The organism is Bradyrhizobium sp. CAR08 (assembly GCF_052871955.1).
The window spans coordinates 262,622-283,673 of record NZ_JBIXJX010000008.1 but is presented as its reverse complement, the minus strand read 5'-3'; the positions used below and the strand labels follow the sequence as shown (position 1 = coordinate 283,673).

At 64.4% G+C, this 21,052-nt stretch carries 21 protein-coding genes; 10 read left to right on the top strand and 11 right to left on the bottom strand.

What is annotated here, in order from left to right; genetic code table 11:
- Positions 1-487: 487 nt before the first annotated feature.
- Entirely contained in the window at positions 488-1,339 is an 852-nt protein-coding gene (locus tag ACIPUD_RS19130; RefSeq protein ID WP_446481323.1) for a LysR family transcriptional regulator, read from the bottom strand.
- A 104-nt stretch (positions 1,340-1,443) separates the two neighbouring features.
- Between ACIPUD_RS19130 and ACIPUD_RS19125 the strand changes: the two genes are divergently transcribed.
- The gene (locus ACIPUD_RS19125) at positions 1,444-2,436 is read left to right on the top strand and encodes a zinc-dependent alcohol dehydrogenase family protein (protein ID WP_446481322.1); all 993 of its coding nucleotides are present in this window, start codon (positions 1,444-1,446) and stop codon (positions 2,434-2,436) included.
- An 80-nt stretch (positions 2,437-2,516) separates the two neighbouring features.
- Here ACIPUD_RS19125 and ACIPUD_RS19120 read toward each other — a convergent pair whose 3' ends face one another.
- Both ACIPUD_RS19120 and ACIPUD_RS19115 read right to left on the bottom strand, forming a co-directional pair.
- The gene (locus ACIPUD_RS19120) at positions 2,517-2,798 is read right to left on the bottom strand and encodes a hypothetical protein (protein WP_446481321.1); all 282 of its coding nucleotides are present in this window, start codon (positions 2,796-2,798) and stop codon (positions 2,517-2,519) included.
- 308 nt (positions 2,799-3,106) lie between these two features.
- Entirely contained in the window at positions 3,107-4,180 is a 1,074-nt protein-coding gene (locus ACIPUD_RS19115; RefSeq protein ID WP_446481320.1) for a hypothetical protein, read from the bottom strand.
- Positions 4,181-4,422: 242 nt separating this feature from the next.
- On the opposite strand from ACIPUD_RS19115, the gene ACIPUD_RS19110 reads away from it, so the two are divergent.
- Positions 4,423-5,463: a patatin-like phospholipase family protein gene (locus tag ACIPUD_RS19110; protein WP_085361736.1), complete on the top strand. Its 1,041-nt coding sequence runs from the start codon at positions 4,423-4,425 to the stop codon at positions 5,461-5,463.
- Between the two features lie 16 nt (positions 5,464-5,479).
- On the opposite strand, the gene ACIPUD_RS19105 is transcribed toward ACIPUD_RS19110, so the two are convergent.
- Positions 5,480-5,908, bottom strand: a complete 429-nt coding sequence (locus ACIPUD_RS19105) for a CBS domain-containing protein (RefSeq protein WP_085351136.1) — start codon at positions 5,906-5,908, stop codon at positions 5,480-5,482.
- A gap of 188 nt (positions 5,909-6,096) precedes the next feature.
- Positions 6,097-6,873, bottom strand: a complete 777-nt coding sequence (locus ACIPUD_RS19100) for a rhomboid family intramembrane serine protease (protein ID WP_018455359.1) — start codon at positions 6,871-6,873, stop codon at positions 6,097-6,099.
- A 526-nt stretch (positions 6,874-7,399) separates the two neighbouring features.
- Here ACIPUD_RS19100 and ACIPUD_RS19095 point away from each other — a divergent pair.
- Positions 7,400-7,954: a PAS domain-containing protein gene (locus ACIPUD_RS19095; RefSeq protein ID WP_446481319.1), complete on the top strand. Its 555-nt coding sequence runs from the start codon at positions 7,400-7,402 to the stop codon at positions 7,952-7,954.
- Positions 7,955-7,967: 13 nt separating this feature from the next.
- Here ACIPUD_RS19095 and ACIPUD_RS19090 read toward each other — a convergent pair whose 3' ends face one another.
- A complete protein-coding gene (locus ACIPUD_RS19090; RefSeq protein ID WP_446481318.1) occupies positions 7,968-8,357 on the bottom strand; it encodes a COG4315 family predicted lipoprotein in 390 nt (129 codons plus the stop codon).
- Between the two features lie 145 nt (positions 8,358-8,502).
- On the opposite strand from ACIPUD_RS19090, the gene ACIPUD_RS19085 reads away from it, so the two are divergent.
- Positions 8,503-9,009 carry a GNAT family N-acetyltransferase gene (locus ACIPUD_RS19085; RefSeq protein WP_085361733.1) on the top strand — a complete coding sequence of 169 codons (507 nt, stop codon included), beginning with the start codon at positions 8,503-8,505 and terminating at the stop codon, positions 9,007-9,009.
- A 32-nt stretch (positions 9,010-9,041) separates the two neighbouring features.
- Here the strand turns inward: ACIPUD_RS19085 and ACIPUD_RS19080 are convergent, their stop codons facing one another.
- Entirely contained in the window at positions 9,042-11,039 is a 1,998-nt protein-coding gene (locus ACIPUD_RS19080) for a DEAD/DEAH box helicase (RefSeq protein WP_446481367.1), read from the bottom strand.
- A gap of 368 nt (positions 11,040-11,407) precedes the next feature.
- On the opposite strand from ACIPUD_RS19080, the gene ACIPUD_RS19075 reads away from it, so the two are divergent.
- Both ACIPUD_RS19075 and ACIPUD_RS19070 read left to right on the top strand, forming a co-directional pair.
- Positions 11,408-12,148, top strand: a complete 741-nt coding sequence (locus tag ACIPUD_RS19075; protein WP_085361731.1) for a metallophosphoesterase family protein — start codon at positions 11,408-11,410, stop codon at positions 12,146-12,148.
- A 52-nt stretch (positions 12,149-12,200) separates the two neighbouring features.
- Positions 12,201-12,554: a cupin domain-containing protein gene (locus ACIPUD_RS19070; RefSeq protein ID WP_446481317.1), complete on the top strand. Its 354-nt coding sequence runs from the start codon at positions 12,201-12,203 to the stop codon at positions 12,552-12,554.
- Positions 12,555-12,591: 37 nt separating this feature from the next.
- On the opposite strand, the gene ACIPUD_RS19065 is transcribed toward ACIPUD_RS19070, so the two are convergent.
- The 4 genes from ACIPUD_RS19065 to ACIPUD_RS19050 all read right to left on the bottom strand — a co-directional run bounded on the left by ACIPUD_RS19065 (position 12,592) and on the right by ACIPUD_RS19050 (position 16,617).
- Positions 12,592-13,104, bottom strand: a complete 513-nt coding sequence (locus tag ACIPUD_RS19065) for a hypothetical protein (protein WP_247367996.1) — start codon at positions 13,102-13,104, stop codon at positions 12,592-12,594.
- Between the two features lie 115 nt (positions 13,105-13,219).
- The gene (locus ACIPUD_RS19060) at positions 13,220-13,633 is read right to left on the bottom strand and encodes a VOC family protein (protein ID WP_446481316.1); all 414 of its coding nucleotides are present in this window, start codon (positions 13,631-13,633) and stop codon (positions 13,220-13,222) included.
- 10 nt (positions 13,634-13,643) lie between these two features.
- Positions 13,644-15,374 (bottom strand): serine hydrolase domain-containing protein, encoded by a 1,731-nt coding sequence (locus ACIPUD_RS19055; RefSeq protein ID WP_446481315.1) that lies wholly within the window; start codon positions 15,372-15,374, stop codon positions 13,644-13,646.
- A gap of 91 nt (positions 15,375-15,465) precedes the next feature.
- Positions 15,466-16,617: a zinc-binding dehydrogenase gene (locus ACIPUD_RS19050; protein WP_018455349.1), complete on the bottom strand. Its 1,152-nt coding sequence runs from the start codon at positions 16,615-16,617 to the stop codon at positions 15,466-15,468.
- 250 nt (positions 16,618-16,867) lie between these two features.
- Here ACIPUD_RS19050 and ACIPUD_RS19045 point away from each other — a divergent pair, with 250 nt between their 5' ends.
- The 4 genes from ACIPUD_RS19045 (at position 16,868) to ACIPUD_RS19030 (ending at position 20,972) form a co-directional block, all read left to right on the top strand.
- Positions 16,868-18,115 carry an MFS transporter gene (locus tag ACIPUD_RS19045; RefSeq protein WP_256467740.1) on the top strand — a complete coding sequence of 416 codons (1,248 nt, stop codon included), beginning with the start codon at positions 16,868-16,870 and terminating at the stop codon, positions 18,113-18,115.
- 52 nt (positions 18,116-18,167) lie between these two features.
- Positions 18,168-19,334: an MFS transporter gene (locus ACIPUD_RS19040; RefSeq protein WP_446481314.1), complete on the top strand. Its 1,167-nt coding sequence runs from the start codon at positions 18,168-18,170 to the stop codon at positions 19,332-19,334.
- 68 nt (positions 19,335-19,402) lie between these two features.
- Positions 19,403-20,014: a PilZ domain-containing protein gene (locus ACIPUD_RS19035; RefSeq protein ID WP_007602573.1), complete on the top strand. Its 612-nt coding sequence runs from the start codon at positions 19,403-19,405 to the stop codon at positions 20,012-20,014.
- Positions 20,015-20,345: 331 nt separating this feature from the next.
- Entirely contained in the window at positions 20,346-20,972 is a 627-nt protein-coding gene (locus tag ACIPUD_RS19030; protein WP_247335651.1) for a transglutaminase-like cysteine peptidase, read from the top strand.
- The last annotated feature ends 80 nt before the right edge of the window (positions 20,973-21,052 follow it).

Below are 21,052 nucleotides of genomic sequence, written 5' to 3'. Positions count from 1 at the left end.
GCTCTCCCCGGGGAGCGATGCACTATTGCCCCCGTCGCCTTACGGATGACTGATGCGTATGCCCGGTCGGGCAACCCACATCACCGCAACGCTTGACGCACAGACCCCGGGCGTCAGGACCACACGATTTTGCCGTACGCCGATCACACCGGTCGTGTGCGCGAGGCCTTCACTCACGGTTGCCCGACCTGCGAAGCCGATCGCGCCGATGCGACTAACGTCCACCGCCGCCCGACCCGCGTTCGTGACGATCGCGATACGCCCCTCTTCCTTGGGCCGGGTTGCGGCGACACATACGCCGTTTCCGAATTTCGGTAAAGTGGAATATTTTTGGTGCCGCGTGTTGACCGACCGTTGGGGTGTTTTGCCCGTCGGGCAACGCAAGGTCTTGTAGCCAGGATGAGCGAAGCGATATCCGGGATTCCTACCACGGGCTGTCCCGGGTATCGCTTCGCTCACCCGGGCTACGGCAGCGTGTCAGGAGCCATCACCCTGCCAATCGCTCGATCACGAGATCGAGCAGCGCGCGCAGGCGGGTGAGGCGCTTGAGATCGCGATGATAACCCACAAAAGTGTCGCGGCCGGGTGGCGTCGCGCCGATGTCGAGCGCGACCAGCCGGCGGTCGCGGTCGCCGAGCGGGCGCGGCAGCACCGCGAGCCCGCCGCCGCTCGCGCAAAGCTCCGCCTGCGCCTGCCTGTTGTTGCTGCGCGAGGCGATTTCCATATTCGGCAGCGTGCAGTTCAGCCACAGGGCATCGGGCATGTCGGCGAATTCGGTATTCATCGTCACAACGCGGACACCGCTTCCGTCGCCCGCGCGTGGCGGCTTGCTGCCTTTCTTGCCGTAGAGTGCGTAGGGAATGTGGAGCAGCTTTCGGGAGATCACTTCAGGCTCGCTAAACGGTTTGATGCGGAAGACGAGATCAGCCTCGCGGCGCGGCAGGCTATAGAGGCGCGCATCGGTCAGAAGCTCGACGGTCACCTTGGGATGGCGCTTGCCAAAAGCGGCAATCACCGGCGAGAGTATTACCGTGCCGAACCAGTCCGACGACGACAGACGCAGCAAGCCATCGAGCTGCGTCTCCGCACCGGACGCACGCCGCTCCAAGGCGAGCGCCTCCTCTTCGATCCGCTCGGCATGGCGCAGCACAGCCGTTCCCTCGTCGGTCAGCACGAAACCATCCGCCGTACGCTGGAACAGCGTTTGCCCGAGCGACTGTTCGAGCGCGCGAAGTCGCCGTCCCATCGTCGGCTGGGTCTGGCCGATCTTGCGCGCGGCCGCGCCGAGAGTGCCTTCGCGCGCAATCGCCAGGAAGATGCGCAGATCACCCCAGTCCACCGGAAGCCTCCCTCATACAAAAACGCACGGACATCGTACATTCTCATTCCTTCCCATGCAAAAATTCATGAGCATATTGGGGCCACCAACGGAGCAAGACGATCATGACGAGACTATCGACCATGCGCGCGGCCGTCCTGGAGTCCCACAACGCGCGCCAGCGCCTCTCAACGATCTCCACGCCCGAGATCGGCCCACGCGAGGTGCTGGTGCGAATCCGCGCGAGCGGGGTCAATCCGCTCGACACCAAGATCCATGCCGGTGCCGCGGCGCATGCACGCCATCCGCTGCCTGCGATTCTCGGACTGGATCTCGCCGGCGTGATCGAGCAGACCGGACATGACATCTCGCGGTTCAAGCCGGGCGACGAGGTCTATGGCATGACGGGAGGCGTCGGCGGTGTACAGGGATCGCTCGCGGAATTCGCCGCTGTCGACGCCGACCTGCTGGCATTGAAGCCTGCCAATCTCAGCATGCGGGAGGCAGCCGCCCTGCCCCTCATCTTCATCACGTCCTGGGAAGGACTGATTGACCGCGCGGCGCTGAAGGCCGGCCAGAAGGTGTTGATCCATGGCGGCGCAGGCGGCGTCGGCCACATCGCGATCCAGATCGCGCGCGCGTTCGGAGCAGATGTGTTCGCGACCGGCTCGGCATCGCAGCGCGCCACCATCGAAGGTTTTGGCGCAACCTTCATCGACCGTGACACCGCCATCGCGACTTATGTTGCAGAGCATACGGGCGGCCGCGGCTTCGACGTCGTCTACGACACCGTCGGCGGTAAGGTCCTCGACGCCTCCTTCGAAGCCGTACGCCGCTTCGGTCATGTCGTGAGCGCGCTCGGATGGGGTACGCATGGGCTTGCGCCGCTCTCGTTCCGCGCCGCCACCTATTCCGGCGTGTTCACGCTGCTGCCACTGCTGTCAGGCGAAGGCCGCGCGCATCACGGAGAGATCATGGCGGAGGCCACTCGCCTGGTTGAGGCGGGCAAGCTCTTGCCGCTGCTGGATGCGCGGCACTTCACGCTGGAGAGTGTCGATGACGCCTATGCGCTGATCCGCGATCACGCGACGCAGGGCAAGCTCGTCGTGGATATCTGACGGCGCTCGCAGAGAAGTCCCGTCCCCCCGATGGATGAGGCGCAAGGCGGGGCGGCGGAGACCCGCACGCGCAGTCGCGACTAGTCCTCGCTGGACGTCGCCAAGCGGTTGCGCAGCGGGGCCTGCGACAACAGAAAGAACAATGCGCGCTCGCCATGATATTTGGCGGACGGCCGAGTGCGCTCGAAGCCATCGGCAAATTTCTTGCCGGATTGGTCGCACACCTGCCACCGCCAGCCGAACCGCTTACGCCTGGTGAGGATCACTTCGAACATGCCGACGAGCTTGGTCCCCTGCTCCTTGCCGGTCTCGCAGACGCACGAGCCTGCTCCGGCCTCCCCCGTTGGAGTGATGTCCGACATATAACGCGGCAGGATGGAAAGCGAATAAAATTGATTATCGGAAATAGGTATCTTGCACCGGCTGTGAGGAAGTCGCGGCGCCGCTGGAATAAGCCGCCGGTGCCGGTGTTGATCGGTCCTGCTTGGTAGCGCTGCCAGAGCTGTTCAAATCGAAACGCCAACAATCGCAACAGCGGAGCAGCGGAAAACATCTGCTTTCGCACACGGGACTGGCGGTAATAAGATATGGGAATCCATGCGCTGAATGAGAAGTGTTCACCAGGCACGAAGACCAGCGTCGGGCCGCATGCGGCATCACCGCTCAAGCACTACCGCGCGACGACCTCGACTTCGCCGTCGACGCCGTTGACGACATTGAAGCCGCGCTCGTAGACCTTGCCCTCGTTCTTGGCGATGGCGCGGTATTCGCCTTCGGAGAGCACGACGCGCGGAAAGGCGCCGATCGATTCCTTGATGACGTCGCCGCCCGGGGTCAGCACCGACCAGGCGGTGTTGGCGAGCGCCTCGCCGCCCCTGTCGCTGACGAGCTTGAGCGTAATGACGGCAGCGCGGTGGGTGATGGTGACGTCGGTGAGCTTGCTGGCCTGAACGCGGATGTCCGAGCGCACCACCGAATTGGCGTCGCCGTAATTCGAGATGATGTAGTAGGTGCCCTCCGGCAGCAGCACGACGTCGCCGGCGGCGACGTTCGGCACCAGGGAGGCGCGCTCGCCGGATTCGAACTGGCTGCCCTTGTAGATCGCGAACGAGATCTGGTTCTGCGGAATGCGGCTGGTGCCGACGCGGCCCTCGATGCGCAAGCCGCCGGCGGGCAGCACGAAGGATTCCCGATCGGTCTCGGCTTTCAGGCTGACAGTGCGCACAGCGCTGACGAGGCCAAAGGCGACATGCACGACGTAATTGCCGGGCGGCAACACGATGTTTGGCGTGGCATTACGATCTTCGCGAATCAGCTTGAAGGTGCCGTTCTCGTCGGGACGATCGGCAAACACGCGCCAGACCAAGCCGCTGGTGATCGGCGGGGTGTCCTTGCCGTATTTCGCGGTCAGCGACAGCACGCCCTGTCCGGGCACCGCCGCGTTGAGCGGCGGGGCGGATGGCACAGTCGTGACTGCGGGCGGCGGCATGCTGGGCGTGGTCGGCTGCAACAGGGTCGGCGGCAGGCTCGGCGGTCCGGCACCCGGGCCGGAGGGCGGCGCCAGGCTGACGGCACCGCCGGGATCGGGCACCGACGCGGGCGGCACCGGCGGCGGACGATCGGAGAAAAGCTGCGCCTGCGCAGCATTTTGGCCAAGAGTATAGAGGAAGGCAGCAAGGACCAGCACCGGCAGCAGCGATGCGCTGCGCCGCCATCCGATGATGCCGTCACCCCCGAGAGTCATGCCACCTGCTTTTCACCGAAAACGCGGCAAATTCAAGCCTCTGGACCCCTGAGAAATACGGCCAATACGGTTCTTTGGAACCCGGCTGACGCCTGCGTGATTACCCCAGGGGCACCCGTCCCTCGCCATACTCCTGCCCCGCGCGCTTCCCAAACCGGCATAAACCATGCTTCGGCCCGGTTCTGGCGGAGCGCGAGTGCGGTGCCTAGTCTGACGGCGGGTCCCGGCGTAGGAGAGTTTCGGTGCTGGACATATTGAAGGGTCGGGGTTCGAACAGCGATAAGGTCGGCGAGAAAGTCGGCCTGGGCAGCATCCGCCGGCCGGTCATCGGCCTTGCCCTCGGCGGCGGCGCGGCGCGCGGCTTCGCTCATATCGGCATTATCAGGACCCTGCTCGCCAACGGAATCGTGCCTGACGTCGTAGTCGGCACCTCGATCGGCGCAGTGGTCGGCGGCCTCTATGCAGCCGGCCGGCTCGATACGCTGGAAGAATGGGGCCGCAGCCTGCAAGGCATGCGCAACATCCTCGGCTATCTCGACATCCGCCTCAACGGCTCTGGCCTGATCGGCGGCGAGAAGCTGGCGACCCGGCTCGAGGCTGCCTGCGGCCAGAGCCAGATCGAGGATCTCCCAGTCAAGTTCGCCGCCGTCGCGACCGAGGTCCGCACCGGCCACGAGATCTGGCTGACGCGCGGCCGCGTAGTCGACGCGATGCGCGCCTCCTACGCGCTGCCCGGCATCTTCTCTCCGGTCCTGATCGGCGATCGCTGGCTGGTCGACGGCGCATTGGTGAACCCGGTGCCGGTCTCGGCCGCCCGCGCGCTCGGCGCGGAAATCGTCATCGCCGCAAATCTTTCCAGCGACATCTTCACCTATTCGACGACGGTCTATTCGCACGGCGCGATGCCTGAACCGGTGATCCCCGCGACCGAAGAGCCGGCGTCAAAGCGGCGCTTCCCGAGATTCTTCTCGCCTGAGAAGACGGTGAAGCGCGAGTTCTTCGGCGGCGGCAGCGCCCGGCCCGGCCTCTCCTCGGTGATGGTCGACGCTTTCAACATCATGCAGGACCGTATCACCCGGGCCCGCCTCGCCGGCGATCCGCCCGACATGCTGATCACACCGCGGATCGGCCAATTCGGCTGGTTCGATTTCCACCGCTCCGAGGACCTCATTGCGCTGGGCACCCGCGCAGCCGAGCGTGCGCTGGAGTCCATCCAGGAGGCAATCCACGAACTGGCGCCCGCGCCCGAGGGCGCCGCGCCCAAAGCCGACCAGCAGGCCTGATCAGGCGGTCTACTGATCAGGCAGTCTTGATGTAGTCGCGCAGAGCTTCCTGCTCGGCCTCGTATTCCTGCACCCGACGCTTGACGATGTCGCCGATCGAGATCAGGCCGACCACCTTGCCGTTGTCGACCACGGGCAGATGGCGGAACTTGCCGGTGGTCATCATCTCCATGAGCTCGGCGACCGTGTCGGTCTCCTTGCAGGTGACCACCTTGCGGGTCATGACCTGCGAGACCGGCTCCTCCAGCGCGCCGGCGCCGCGCTCGCCGATCACCCGGACGATGTCGCGCTCCGACAGGATGCCTTCCAGCCGGCTCTGGTTCATCACCAGCACCGCGCCGATCTTCTTGTCGGCGAGCAGTTTGACCGCGGCAGCCAGCTTGGCGTCGGGCTCGACGCTCATGATCTGGTGGCCCTTGGTGTTGAGAATCGAACGTACCGTCATTGTCGCCTCCCTGAATCGCAACCGTCCGCTGTTCGCGGTCCGGACTTGTTCTTCGAGTCTTCAACTAACAGTTTCAGCGCCGGTTCACGCTCAGGCGCTTTGCGAAGCATCGCCGCTAGCGGCCTGTCGCTTCGGAACATTGTTCTCGGGAATGATGGATGAATTCGGGCGGCGCCGCAAGCGCCGCTTCAAATGCGGTCTGAAATGTCCCGTGATGACGCATCCGCAGCATCACTTCGCACGCGCGGCACCGGATCGAACAGCGCGAACAGCAACAGGCCGGCAAGGAAGCCGCCGATATGCGCCTGCCAGGCGACGCTCGTGGTCTCGCTGTCGACGCCAATCGCGCCGACTCCGAAGACGATGTTGACGCCGAACCACACCGCAAGAAAACCGAGCACCCGCCCGTCGCGCAACGCGCGCGACAGCGGCAGCGCCGGAACTCTTGCGGCGGTATCGGCATCCGATCGGCTGAACGACAGGAAGCTGCCGCGAACGAAGGCGAAGCGGATCGCCGCCGCCATCGCGCCGGACACCGAGGCCGAGGCGCCGATCATCGGCGCCACCGCGTGCTCATGGGTGACGAGATGGGCGAGCGCGCCGGCCGCCGCCGTCACCGCGAGGAACAGAAAGAACCTGATGGCGCCAAAGCGCCGCGCCAGCGCGCTGCCGAACGGCAACAGCCACAGCACGTTGAAGCCGAGATGGGTGAGATTGGCGTGCAGCAGCGAATAGGTGACGAAGGTCCAGACCTTGGCGCCGGCTCCGCCGGGGATCTCCAGATTGAGCAGCGAGGAATCGTAGCGCTTGGGGATGAAGCCGAAGACGTCGATGGTCCAGTTCTCGAGCTCCGGCGGCAGCAGCACCCGCAGATGGATCACCGCGAGCAGGAGGATATAGGCGGTCAGCGCGAACGGCAGCGTCAGGATCGGCTCGCGCGGAGCCTCCTCAACGACGGCCGGCACCCCCAGCGAAGCATCTTGCGACGAAGGATCTTGCGGCGGAGAATTTGGCGGGAATTCCAAGGGCGGCTTCGCTTTCAGGCGCGATCGGAGCGACAGGCTTCACGACAGGCCTTGGAGATAGTCGCCTTTGCCCGCGCTGCGCAAGTGCACAAAAGGAAAAGGCAGGGCCCTGGGAAAGCCCTGCCTATCCGTGTCGGACTTCCGGTACCCAGAGAGGCGGGAGTATCCCCACCCCTCCCCGCGGCCGGTGACCAAACTGTTTGACGCCTGTGTACAGGCCTCGCCGAGAACCTGGAGAAAAGCGGCGAGGCTTGCGACCGCGATCACCATAGCAGCGGGGCGGTGCACGGAAAGCGCATAGTTAATTTAACGTTAACGACGCAAAGGCAGCGCCAGGAGCACCGAAAATGCCGCTGCGGCATGGACGCTGCAAAGCCCCTCCTGCACAACAACACAGGGATCGCGGCTGCACTGAAGCGGGACAGGTTTGTCCCGCGAGGTTGCGCCCCGGGGTAAGCGTTCAGCCATGAAACATCCGTCGAGCCGCGAGTTCTTCGCATATTGGGACACCAAGCGGGGCACCGCGCGGGCCCCTGACCGGGCCGATATCGATCCGGCCGCCGTGCGCGGCCTGCTCGGTGACATCTTCGTGCTGTCCTGCGAGCCCCATCTCGGCTTTCCGTTCCGCGTCGCCGGCACGCGCGTCTGCGCGCTCGCAGGATGCGACCTCAAGGACTCAAGCTTTGCGGCGCTGTTCAACGAGGCTAGCCGCCGCGAGATCGAGGAGATCACGACCATCGTCGCCGACGAGAGCCTCGGGGCAATCGCCGGCGTCACCGCCGCGCGCGAGGACGGCAGCAAGGCCTATCTCGAGCTGCTGCTGCTGCCGTTCAACGCCCGCCCGCATACACCGGTGAGCGTGACAGGCGTGCTCGCGCCGTTCGACGACGAATGCGGCGCGCTGGGTCCGTTCGCCCTCACCTCCTGGCGCTATCTGCACCAGCCGGAAAAACTGCTGCCGCGCGCGATCCGCAAGCTGCAGATCGCACGCGGGCTGATGGTGTATGAGGGGCTGCGCTAGGAGTGCACCCTGCTCACGGCATCGCCAGATGCCAGGCGCCGTTCAGAAAGCCGTCGCCCGTGACGTCGCCGGGCTTGGTGTCCTTGGCAAAGGTGTAGAGCGGCTTGCCCTTGTAGGCCCACTGCTTCGAGCCGTCGTCGCGCGTGATGACGGTGTAGCCGTCGGCGGCGGCATCGCTCGCCTCGGCTTTCAGCACCGGCCAGTTGGTCGCACACGGACCATTGCAGGCCGACTTGCCGTCAGCATCCTTGTCGAAAATATAGAGCGACATGCCCTTGGCGTCGGTGAGCACGTTGCCCTTGTCGGTTTTGCCGGTCTTGGTCGGCGGTGCCGCAAAAGCAGCGGGAACCAGCGCCAGCGATATTGCGAGCGTGAGCGCGAGGCGGATCGAGGATGTCGTCATGGTCTCTCCTGTCATGCAATGGGCTTGCATGGGTAGGACGCCGCGCGAGCCGTCGTATTCCTGAGACGGCGGCAAAGATATTTTCGCTGCGCGCATCGTCGCATCGGAATAAACTGGGACGATTGAGACGGAACGACGGATCGACATGAGCAAGCCGCATTGGCGTCCCGCCCGCGCCTCCGATCTGCCGGCGATCAGCAAGATCGCAGCGCAAATCCATCCCGATCTGCCTGAACGCCCCGAGGTGCTTGCGGAAAAGATGCGGCTCTATCCCTATGGCTGCCGCGTGATCGTCGCGGACGACGGGATCGTCGGCTACGGTCTGGCGCATCCCTGGATGCAGCACCGGATTCCGCCGCTCGACGGCTTCCTCGAGCAATTGCCCGGCGATGCGGACTGCCTCTATTTGCACGACGTCGCGGTGCTGCCCGACTTTCGCGGCGGCGTCGCGCGCGACTATGTCATCGCGATCGAACAGCTCGCGCGCACATCAGGAATCGCGACGCTCGCATTGGTGTCGGTCTACGCCACGCGGCCGCTGTGGCAGCGTCTCGGCTTTCGGCCGGTCACCGCGGATGCGGAGCTGCGGGCGAAACTCGCGTCCTACGGCGACAGCGCGACCTACATGCTGCGCGACCTCGCTGCGACGTAACGCCCCTCCCCGTCGACGCCGGTAGGCCGCCGTCAGGCGCGATGCTTCTTTTTAGTCTTCGGCTTCTTCCCGGCGGCGCGCTTCTCAGACCACGACGTGACCGAGGGCTCAGCGTGGCCCGGCTTGTTCTTGTGCTTTTTCTTCTTTGCGAAGGAAGGCGCATCGTCGAATTTCGGTGTGCGTTCGCCGTACGGCTTTTCGTGCGGTTTACCGTGTGGCTTGCCGTGAGGTTTGCCTTGCGGTTTGAACCCGTTCGGCTCGCGCGCGCGTTCGCCCTGGCGTTCACGATGATCGCTGTCGCCGATCTCGCGCCGCGGCGCGTGGGGCCGCTCTTCCGAAGCCGCCTGTCGCTGCGGCGCATCCGCCATCGGCTCGAGGCGGATATTGTCTTCCTTGTCCGGACGCTTGATCTTCACGGCGAAGGATTCCGCGACCCGCTCGGAAATTTCGAACTCGGTCGTGGTGTCCATGATCTTGATCGCGCCGATATCGTTCTTGTCGATGCCGCCGCGGCGGCAGATCATCGGCAACAGCCAGCGCGCTTCCGCATTCTTTTTTCGTCCGATGTTGGCCCGGAACCAGACGCTGCCATCCGCCATGCCATGTTTCGACGACGATTTTCCCGCTTTGGGCCGCGCCCTTTCGGGCCGATCATCGCCACGCGATGCGCGGATATCGTCGCGCGGTGCGCGCGTATCATTGCGGCCGCGATCCTCGCGCGGCCGGCTGCTCCGCTCGCCGGGATCCATAATGTCTTCGGGCGACGGCAGCCGCGCGCGATAGAGCCGTGCGAGTGACGCGGCGATCTCCTCGGCCGACCGCTCGGCCAATAGCGCCTGCGCCAGCGCCAGATCGTCGGCGGTGGTCTCCTCCGTGAACAGCACGTCCTTCATGCGCTCGTGATCGAGCTTGCGGATCTCATCCGGCTGCGGCGCCGTCCCCCAGACCGCGTCGATGCCCGAGACGTTCAGCAGCATTTCCGCACGCCGCCGCCGCACGGGCGGCACCAGCATGACGCTCGTCCCCTTGCGGCCCGCGCGGCCGGTGCGGCCGGAGCGATGCTGCATGACCTCGGCGTCGTTGGGCAGGTCGGCATGAATGACGAGATCGAGGCTCGGCAGATCGATGCCCCGGGCGGCGACGTCGGTCGCCACGCAGACGCGCGAGCGTCCGTCGCGCAGCGACTGCAGCGCCGTGGTTCGCTCGTTCTGCGTCAATTCGCCTGACAAAGCGACCACGGAGAAGCCGCGCTCCAGCAGTGCCGCCTGCAAGTGCCGGACGCCGTCGCGCGTGCTGCAGAATACCAGCGCGCTCGGCGCCTCGTAGAAGCGCAACACGTTGACGACGGCGTGCTCGGCATCACCGGGCGCGATCCGGATCGCGCGGTACTCGATATCGGCGTGACCGCCTTCGTCGCCGGCGACCTCGATCCGGAACGCCCGCTGTTGATACTGCTTGGCCAGCGCGACGATGCCGCGCGGGAACGTCGCCGAGAACATCAGGGTGCGGCGCGTGTCCGGCGTGGTCTTGAGGATGAACTCCATGTCCTCGCGAAAGCCGAGATTGAGCATCTCGTCGGCCTCGTCGAGCACGACTACCTTCAATTCCGAGATGTCGAGACGGCCGCGGCGCAAATGATCGCACAACCGGCCGGGCGTGCCGACGACGATATGAGCGCCGGCCGCAAGCTCGCGCTGCTCGCGCCTGGGGTCCATGCCGCCGACGCAGGAAACGACGCGCCCGCTCGCATGCTCGTACAGCCAGGCCAGCTCGCGATGGACCTGCAAGGCAAGCTCGCGGGTCGGCGCCACGATCAGGGCAAGCGGTGCACCCGCCCGCTCGAACCGCTCGGCGTCGCCCAACAGGTCCTTGGCCATGGCGAGCCCATAGGCCAGGGTCTTGCCGGAGCCGGTCTGTGCCGAAACCAAGAGATCGCGGTCAGCGGCCTCGTCCGTGAGTACGGCGAGCTGAACGGGGGTCGGACGGTCGTAATTGCGCTCGGCCAAAGCTCGGGCGAGCGGCGCACTCATGGTCGGAAAAGACACGGGATAAACCTTGGTTGGTCCAGGCGCGGAACGTCGAGCCGCGCGACCTGAAGCTGCGTAGGCGGCAAATGGTCCAGCCGCACGCGTGGTGATCTGATTTGGACGCTCTTTACGCCAAGTGCGGGCAAATCACCATGCCTATGACGCATGGCTTTGGTGATGCCGAGAAGAAGCTTACTGGCCAGCTCGACCCACTACATCCAGCGTTTTCGGGGCATTTTACTGCATATAGCGGGATTTTGGGGCGAGGCTGCAGATTTTCACGGCCACCTCGCTTAAATTATGCGCGGTTGAAGCTGCCGGAGACGCACAACAGGGCTAAGCTCAGGCCGATTGGACTAGGGAGCACGACGATGCGATTGGCAGTCATTTCCGATATCCACGGCAACCTTGCCGCGCTCGAGGCGGTGCTGGCCGACATCAAGGCGCGTGGCGTCGATCGTACGGTCAACCTTGGCGATTGCGTCACCAGCCCGTTGTGGCCGAAAGAGACTTTCGAAGCGCTCGAGGCGCTGTCGTTGCCGACCGTACGCGGAAACCATGATCGCTGGATTGAGGAGTTTCCGGACGACAAGCTCTCGTCGGCGGGTCTGTTTGCGCGCAACGCATTGACTGCGGAGCAACGTCTCGCACTCCACAGCCTGCCTTCCCAAATACGGCTGGACGATGGGATCCTGGCCTGCCACGGCACGCCCGAGAACGATACGACATGCCTGCTGGAAGAAACGCTCGACGACGGCCGCTTCGTACCGGCACGCCGCGACGTGCTGGCAATGCGCCTCGCGAGTGAGCCGACGGCGCGTGTGGTGCTGTGTGGTCATAGCCACCGCCAGGCCGTCGTTCACGGACCTCATGACTGTCTGGTTCTCAATCCAGGGAGCGTTGGTTGCCCGGTCTTCGCAGACATTCCCGTTGCCGCAAACCTGGAATACCGCTCGCCGCACGCGCGATATGCAATCCTCACGAAGCGACAAAGGGGCTGGCAGGCCGAACTCTTGGCCCTCGAATACGATTGGGACGCCGCATCGTCCCGTGCCCTCGCCAACGACCACCCGAAATGGGCGCAGGCCATATCGTCGGGATATGTCAAATAGCTGCTGGCATCGCTCGACCCAAATTGTGCCGCACGGAAGAACGGGAGAACACATGGCCGACGGAATCTCGCTTGCCGACAAGCTCGCGACATTTGGGGATTTCTGGTCCCCACGCACGATCACGACCTTCAACGATTGCGACGTGATGGTGGTGAAAGTGAAGGGAGAATTCACCTGGCACAAGCATGACGACACCGACGATTTCTTTCTCGTCCTGAAAGGCAGTTTGGAGATCGAATTACGGGATCGCACGGTGACGCTTGGTCCGGGCGAACTCTATGTCGTGCCCAAAGGTGTCGAGCATCGCCCGGTCGCGCGCGAGGAGGTTCATCTCCTGCTCATCGAGCCGACCGGCACGCCGAACACGGGCGACAAGGCCACCGCCGCGGCCCGCAAGCTCGCATAGAGGGCAACTCGCCCAGCGCAGCTCTATGCCTGCAGCCCTAATCCCTGGAGGTCACCAGGCTGCTGAAGCCGCCGACCAGTCTAGCTCTTGCCCGCACAAGAGTGTCCCTGGCCGCGCGGCTCAGTGCGCGGATGGCGCGCCAGGCGTCGGTTGCCTGCAGCCACGCCTTCACCTCGGAGTACTTGCCGTACGTCCAGGCAAATGCCGGAATCCGCATCAGCTTGTCACGCGTGAGATGGAACAGGCGCTCGACCAGCACGAGCTTGAGCAGCTCGCCGACGATAAAAGTCGCCGCCCCGCTCAGGACCTGGCCCGTTGCCGCGAGATAGGCTGCCACGGGCTTGACCGGCTCCAGGATGATGACGGGCACGGAAAACAGGGCGAGCGAGCAATAAGGCGACAGCGATCTGATCCAGGCGCGCAATCGCTTCAATTGGAGATGCCGCCCGATCCAGCGCGAGATTGGCCTCGCCACAGCGATGAAGACCGCATCCACGAGGAAGTAGATGGCGGCCGCGATGTAGGTCAGGGGCTTCAGGATCTGCTTCACGATGAACTCTCCCGTGAACTCAAAGCCGTAACCTGGGCCTAAGTTTCACCCCGGCGTGAATAACTCGCGGATTTTCGGTGGAACTTTTCGTGCACGGGCCCGCCGCTCGCGCGTTTCAGATCTCCGCATAGACCTCCAAAAGATTGCCGTCGGGGTCGCGGAAGAACAGGGTTCGATGCCCGAAAGACTGGTCGGTCGGCGGCGACAGCAGCGCGACGCCGTGCCGTACCAGTTCGTTGGCACACGCATCGACTTCGGCTGCGGAGACCTTGAAGGCCAGTTGCAGCGCGGCACTGCCCGCCGGCGTCGGCGCGTCAGTCGCGGTTCGGCCCGGCTTCGCCAGGGCCAGCGTATTGCTGCCCAAGCCGTATTCGATCCAGTTCGGCGACAGTTCGCGCAGCAGCGGAAATGCGAGGACCTCCTCGTAGAAGCGGCGCATGGCCACCATGTCGCGCACGAAAATGACAGTGTAGTCGATCGCGCGGATGGCGCTGAAGGGGGAGCGGGAGTCGTTTGAGTGCGGCTCCATGGGTCGTCTCCTACTTCACCGAGCGGTCGCCGACGAAGATGCCGTTCGGCTGATGAAAGACGACCTGGTCAATCCGATCGTCCTCTCCGCGAAATTCGATGGCAAAACCGTCCAGCTCGACGATCCGAAACCGGCGGCCCTGCTGCGGCTCGAGACGATAGGCGGGCTGGAAATCGGACTTCAGGATCAGCCGGCCTTCGGCGTCGAGACTCACGTTGTGGTTCACGCCACCGCTCTTGAAAAGCCCGGCGCATCGCTCGCAAAACGCAGGATCTATACACTCGCCGGCGGCGCGGCGTGCGAACACGATGTCCTTCACCATCGGCTCCAGGGGCACGGACAGGTGCACGATATTGCCGTCGCGGTCGGTTTGGAACGTGATGGGCAGGTTGTCCGGATGGAGTTGGTCGATGATCTCTGGCGTGACGAACGTCTCGAAATGCCAGTGCGATAGCGGCGCGCCCATGCCGCGCCACGACCAGTGCAGCGCGTGGTCCCGCTCGCGGATCGATATAAGACGGGATGGGCATAGTCCGCCGCATAAGTGGACAAAGCATGCGCCGGCCTTGTGTCCCTGTGACGCGCTTTCTCGCGCACCTCCTTGTTGGCAGGAATGTGAGCGATGAAGTCGTCGCGCATCTTGCGGAAGCGTGAGAGCCAGTCGACCGGCTCCCGGCCGCGCAGCCGGTCGATGATGTACCACGTCAGGATCGATGTGACCTCGTTTCGACTGCGGTTCGTCAGCACGACCACGCCGATGCCAGCGTCCGGCACCAGCGTCATCAGCGAGCCCCAGCCGTTCCAGCCGCCGCTGCAATACTACGCGCTCGCCCTGATACGTGTTGGACTGAAGCCCCAATCCATAGTGCCAGTGGCCGAACTCGGAAAATTCCGACTTGCCAACAGGCGCGAGCGGCGCGTGCAGCTGGTCCACCAGCGATGCCGGCAGCAGGCGTTCGCCCTCGAATTCGCCCCTGCCGAGATGCAGCCGCATCCAGTTGGCAAGATCGGCCACCGACGTGTTGATGGCGCCTGCGGCCGTGGTGCGGATCGGCAGCCGCAGCGCCGGCGACCGCGTGTCAACGTCGATCTTGTAGGGCCGCGCCGGCTCCTGTGCAGCTTCGAGTTCATCGAGCGAGAAACTGACCGTCATGCCGAGCCGATTTGTCAGGCGCTCGCGGACGAAAGCCTCATAGCTCTGGCCGGTTACGCGCTCGATGAGGAGACCGGCGGCGTTGTAGCAGAGGTTGCAGTATTGCCAGGCGGCGCGGATGTCCCGGCTCAGTTCGAGATGCCGCATCAGCGGCAGCATCTCGGACGGCGCGAGGTCTCCGGGCAGGTGAAGCCAGTCGTGTCGCGGTAACCCCGACTGATGGCTGAGCAGGTCGCGAACGGTGACGCGTTCGGTCGCGACCGCATCCGAGAGGCGAAACTCCGGCAGATAGTCGCGGACCGGCTTGGTCCAGTCGAGCAGCCCCTCGTTATGCAGCAATGCAATCGCGGTCGCGGTGAAGGATTTCGTGATCGAGCAGATCACGAATTGGGTACGCGGCGTGACCGGCAGATCGGCCTCGACGTCGCGCTGGCCGTAGGCGCCTGTGAGCACCACCTTGCCGTCCTGCACGATGGCGAGCGCTGCGCCCGGCACCTTCCAGACCGCCATCGCGTCAGCTGCAAGTCGGTCGATGTCGGGGATAAGGGATGCGAGGGAAACGTCGGGAAATTCGGATGAAATGTTCATGACACCTGCCGGCCTTGCGAGGTGCGCAGGCTAGCTGGTTCAACGTAAAATGGAAGTCGCGGATACGATTTTTTTCGCGATAGCGTGCTCTTCACTCCACCAATTCCGGCCACGGCACGATGGTTGATTTCACCGTCTTCATCGCCATCGCATCCCTGACCGCCTGTGCGACGCCGTCTTCCGTGAACGGATAGATCGTCTGCATCTTCAGCCAGGGATATTTGTCACGGGTGCGGTAGAGCATGTCGACGCCGAGCGGCAGATCATTGGCGGTAAAGCCCCAGGATCCCAGCACATTGAGGTCCTTGGTGCAGATGCGGTGCCAGGACGTGTCGATCGAACCGGCGTCGGTGAACTGGCCCATCTCGACATAGGTGCCGCCGTCGCGCAGCATCTCGATGCCTTCGGGGCCGGCGGAGGGGTGACCCGAGCAATCCATCACCAGATCGGCGCCGAAGCCGCCGACGATGTCGCGCACGCGGGCGATGCGGTCCTGCGGTGACTTCAGTTCCTCGATGTTCACTGTCGCCTCGGCGCCGAACTCACGCGCGAGCTTGAGCCGCGGCTCCTCCGGCGCACCGACGCAGATCACGCGCCCTGCTCCCATCTCCTGCGCGGCAGCGACCGCGAGAATGCCGATTGGACCCGAGCCCTGGATCACCACCGTGTCGCCCCAGGTGAAACCGCCGGCGCGGCTGGCGCGGTTGAAGGCGCGGATGCAGGACGTCAGCGGCTCCGACAGCGCGCCCAGCCGCAGCGACATGTCGTCAGGCAATTTGTAGATCTTGGTGCCCGGCAGCATGTCGAGATCGACATAGACATATTCGGCCCAGCCGCCCCACATGTGAGGCGCCTTGTCGAAGCCGAGATAGCGGCCGTAATAGACCGGCGTCAGGCACTTGTTGGCGACTTGGGGATAATGGATGCAGTAATAGCAGCGGCCGCAGGGCATCAGCGGCGGGATCATCACTTTTGATCCGACCTTGAGCGGCTTGCTCATGAAGTCCTCGGTGAATTCGTCGCCGCATTCGACAATGATTCCGCCGAGCTCATGGCCGAGCGTGAACGGCCACGGCAGCGGCTTCGGCCAATGCCCCTTCAGAATGTGCAGGTCGGTGCCGCAGACGCCGCACGCGCCGACCTTGATCAGCGCGGCCTTCTTGCCGACCTTCGGCCACGGCACGGTGCGGATAACGGGTTCGCTGCCCGGCCCTGCGTGAGTGCAGACGCGGATCTGGTCCATGGCGTGTCCTCGCTGCCCGTCTGTTATGATTGATTGGTGCGGGCTGAAGCGAAGCGTATGTGAGATGCGCGCTGCTGCCAAGCCGCGGTCTCGTAACCCGCATGAGCGAAGCGACATGCGGGGCCAGCATTCCCGGATATCGCTTCGCTCATCCGGGCTACGGGACCCTGGTCTCCACACACCCAAGTGCCTTGAGCGCTCGACGGCGAACGTGTAGGCACGGCGCCAAAGTCCCACCCCAGGTGCCCGCTTGAACCCCCTCCCTCAAAATCCCGTGGTCGCGTCCGGCTCGTTCGCAGCGATGAGGTCGGTGCCCTACCGGCTCCAGTTCATCGCTTACGTGCTGGCGATGATGGCCGACAATATCGAGCATGTGATCAGCTATTGGGTGGTGTTCCAGAAATTCCATTCGCCGGCGCTGGCGGGTTTTGCCGTGCTGTCGCACTGGTTGCCGTTCCTGCTGTTCTCGGTCGCGGTTGGCGGGCTGGCGGACCGGGTGGATCCGCGCCGCATCATTCAATGCGGCATGCTGCTGTTCATCGTGGCCTCGGCTGGATGGGGTTTCTTCTTCATCACCGACACCATCCAGATGTGGCACGCCATGCTGCTGCTGGTGATCCATGGCTGCGCCGGCGTGTTGTGGCAGACGCCGAACCAGCTGCTGCTCTATGATCTCGTCGGTCCGGCCGATCTTCCCAGCGCGGTGCGGCTGAATGCGATGGCGCGCTATCTCGGCATTTTGGTCGGACCTGCCGTCGGCGGCATTATCATGCTGACGCTCGGCACCTCGCATGGCATTATCTTCAACACGCTGTTCTATCTGCCGATGCTGCTGTGGCTGTTCTGGGCGCCGGTGCGGGACAAGAGTGTCGCGGTGCGGCGCTTCGCCGTGCGCGGCCTTGCCGACATCATGCTGACCATCCGCGCCATCGGCACGCAGCCGGTGCTGACGGCGATGACTTGGCTTGCCGGCCTCACCTCCTTCATGATCGGCAATGCCTATCACGCCCAGATGCCAGGCTTTGCCGGCGATCTCGGCCACGGCGATCCCGGAATCTCCTACAGCGTGCTGCTCGCGGCCGATGCCGCCGGCGCACTGCTCGCCGGCATCGCGCTGGAATCCTGGGGGCGGCTCAAGGGCACGCCGCGCACCGCGATCATGCTCGCCATGCTGTGGAGCGTGGCGCTGCTCGGCTTCGCCTCGGTGCGGATCTATCCGGTCGCGATCGTGCTGTTGTTCTTTGCAGGCTTCTTCGAGCTGTCGTTCAATACCATGGCGCAGGCGCTGGTGCAGTTGAACGCGCCGTCCGACATTCGCGGTCGCGTCGTCGGCCTCTACAACATGGCGGGGCTCGGGATGCGGGCGTTCAGCGGCATCACGGTCGGACTGTTCGGTGCGGCGATCGGCATTCACTGGTCGCTCGGGCTCTCAGCCGCGGTGCTGCTGGCGCTGCTATGTCTTCTCTATGGGCGCGCGACGAGGAAGACGGCCGGTTGACTCCGGCGTCTCCCCACCGCACGCTTGATATAGGGTTTGGGGAGATGAAGCGTTGCGCAATCGCTGGGGCATACTTGCGATCCTGTTCGTCGTTCGCCTCACCATGGCATTCCAGTTCCAGAGCGTGGCCGCGGTCGCGCCGCTGCTGCAGCAGAGCTTCGGCGTCGGGCTCGCCGATATCGGCATCCTGATCGGACTCTATTTCACACCGGGCATCGTGCTGGCGCTGCCGGGCGGCGCGATTGGCCGGACGCTTGGCGACAAGCCGACCACGATCCTGGCACTGCTGCTGATGACGGCGGGCAGCCTCGTCATGGCCACCACCGACGTCTGGGGATGGCAGATGGCGGGCCGGCTCGCCTCCGGCGCCGGCGGCGTGCTGCTGACCGTGCAGCTCACCAAGATGGGCACTGACTGGTTCGCGGGGAAGGAGATCGCCACCGCGATGGCGATCTTCGTCAACTCCTGGCCGGCCGGCGTTGCGATCTCGCTCCTGGTGTTGCCGGCGATCGGCACGGCCTATGGCGCGGGCGCAGTGTTCCTCGTGGCCGGCGCGCTCACCGCGATCGGCATTGTGCTGATCACGTTCTACCAATCGCCGCCGGGAGCAACCGCCAGCACGACCGGCTCCGGGCGGCTTGATCCGCTCGCGCTTCTGGCGGTGATCGTCGCGGGTGCGATCTGGGGCCTCTATAATGTCGGCTTCGCCATGATCTTCTCGTTCGGCCCCTCGCTGCTCGCCGAGCGCGGCTGGAGCATTGCCGCGGCGGGATCGGCGATCAGCCTCGTGATGTGGCTGTCGGTGATCTCGGTGCCGGCAGGCGGTTATCTCGCCGATCGCTTCAAGCGGCCGTTCGTGCTGGCGATCGTGGCCAGCCTGGTGGTGGCCGGGCTGCTGGCCTGGCTGACCCGGTCCGACGCCGTGATCACGATCCTCGTCCTGATCGGCCTGATCGGCGGCCATCCGGCCGGGCCGATCATGAGCCTGACCGCCCGCGTGCTCGTGCCGGAAACCAGGGCGATCGGGATGGGCGTGTTCTACACTCTCTTCTATGCCGCGATGATGCTGGGACCGGCGGTGGCGGGCCGGCTCGCCAAATCGGCCGGCACGGCCGCGGTCGCGCTTGACCTCGGCGCGCTGACAGTGCTGGCCTGCCCGCCCCTGATGTGGCTTTTCGAACGCATTGTGTCTGTTCGTCATCGCCGCGCCCGATCCTAACGCGGCATTAACCCTGTGCACCTTAGGGTCGTCCCGGACTCCGCCAGGCGGGGGGTCGGGTTGTGAAAATGGCGTTGGCGCACAAAAAATTTCTTCCGGCCGCCGAGGAACGTCGGCGTTTCCAGCGGGTGAAGGTTCACCTGCTCGGCCGCTACATGCTGCCGGACCGCCGTGAATTCCCCTGCCAGGTGATCAACATGTCGCCGGGCGGGCTGGCACTGCTGGCCCCCGGCATCGGCAATGTCGGCGACCGCGTGGTCGCCTATCTCGACCATATCGGGCGCGTCGAGGGCAAGATCACCCGCATCATCGACAATGGCTTCGCCATGACGGTCGGTGCCACGCCGCGAAAGCGCGACAAGCTTGCGGCACAGCTGACCTGGCTCGCCAACCGCGACATCCTCAATCTGCCGGAAGACCGCCGCCACGATCGTATCGTGCCGCGCAATCCGATCGCGGTGCTGACGCTCGAGGACGGCACCAAGATGACCTGCCGCATCATCGACCTCTCGCTGTCGGGCGCCGCCATCGCCGCGGAGAACCGCCCCCCGCTGAAATCGACGGTTTTGCTCGGCCGGGTGCAGGGCCGCGTGGTCCGAAACCTCGAAGATGGCTTCGCGCTCGAGTTCATGCATTCGCAGCCAATTGAAACTCTCGAAGAGAGCGTTACCGCGCGGTAAAGCGCGAAGGCACCAAAACCACTGCATTTCCAGTACTGAAGGCGGCCTCCGCGATGCGGACGCCGCCTTTTTCATGAGTGGCGTCGAGGCTCGCGCGGGTTAACGCGGAGGCTGCGGGAGCGTGCAAACAACGGTTCCGCTAGCGTTTCCGCGTTAATCCATAAAATTTGAATCAATTGCAGTCATATCGAATTTTATTCAAATTTGACTCAAGTATAGATCGAATTCGCCGCGTGTTTTACTTGCATTCGTCTCGACTTGACTTGACTGACTTAGCGGCAACTCAAAAGCTGCCTGCGCAATGTGGTCCCAACAAGAAACGGGGGCCGCAATGTTTCATTTCAGGGGACAGGGGAAGGGATTGGCGCTCGCCGCCATGCTCTTCGGAATGAGCGCGGCAGCGCAGGCCGGCGAAGGCCGTCTGCTCTACGCAAGCCTCGGCGACACCACGCGTGCGCCGATCGGCTGGGTCGAGTTCTGTGCGGACAATGCCGCTCAGTGCCAGGGCGCACCGACGCAACCGCGTGACATCGTGATGTCGCAGGCTGCATGGCGCGACCTCGTCAAGGTCAATCGCTGGGTCAACGAGACCGTCAAGCCTTTGACCGACCAGGAGCACTGGGGCGTGATCGAAAAGTGGTCGCTGCCGTCGGACGGTTACGGCGACTGCGAGGACTACGTGCTGTTGAAGCGCAAGATGCTGATCGATGCCGGATGGCCGCGCGAGGCCCTGCTCATCACCGTCGTGCGCGACAAGAAGGGCGAAGGACACGCGGTGCTGACGGTGAAGACCGACAAGGGCGAGTTCGTTCTCGACAATCAGAACGAGAACGTCGTTGCCTGGACGGAGACCGGCTACCGCTTCGTCAAGCGCCAGTCGCAGAGCGATCCCAATGTCTGGGTCTCGCTCGGCGACACCAAGCCGGCGATCTCCACCGCCAGCGCAAGGGATCAGTAGAGACAAACGAAAGAGATACGCGACCCGGTCACATCCCCACCCCTCCCCGTCCCAGACCGGTTCGCGCGCGGCCAGCCATC